The following is a 547-nucleotide window of genomic DNA, read 5'->3' as shown; positions in this document are numbered from 1 at the left end:
TCCGAGTTGTCATCCTGATCACCTGGTGTCGGATCAACAGGTGTCGGATCAACAGGATCATCCTCAACGGGATCTTCGTTCACCGGCGTCTCATCGACAGGCGTCTCGTCAACGGGTGTCTCATCGACAGGGGGCGGGGTTCCGTCGCCAGGGCTTGCCACATGATCCCCGGTCAGCAGGACGCGGTTACCACCAGTATCGGGGCCAGCCCACTCGAGCATCAGGGTCGCATCGCCATAGGCCTCGAAGTAGAGCGCCTCAAGGCTATGGGTGCCCGCCGACAGCTCGATCGTGGCGGTCTGTAGCTCAGTCGCATGCAGCCCGTCGTTGTCGATCAGGTCCTGACCATTGAGCCGCAGGCTGGAACCGTCATCCGATAGCAAATAGAACGTGTAACTTCCCGCCTGCTCAATATGCAAATCGGTCGTGGCACGCACGGCAAAGACGTCCTCACGGCCGCCCTCCCAGATCTGAGTGCTCCCATCGTAGTTCAGTGCATTGGTGAGCGTCGTTTCATCCGCTGCAGCAGAAAAATCAATCTGCGACA

At 59.0% G+C, this 547-nt stretch carries 1 protein-coding gene; it reads right to left on the bottom strand.

Annotated elements, in window-relative coordinates; genetic code table 11:
• The coding region (locus tag ACR0DE_RS21320) for a PA14 domain-containing protein (RefSeq protein ID WP_480438017.1) at positions 1 to 547 on the bottom strand (547 nt) is incomplete at both ends.

This window comes from Ruegeria sp. C10 (genome assembly GCF_056537805.1).
This window is presented reverse-complemented; position numbering and strand designations above follow the sequence as displayed.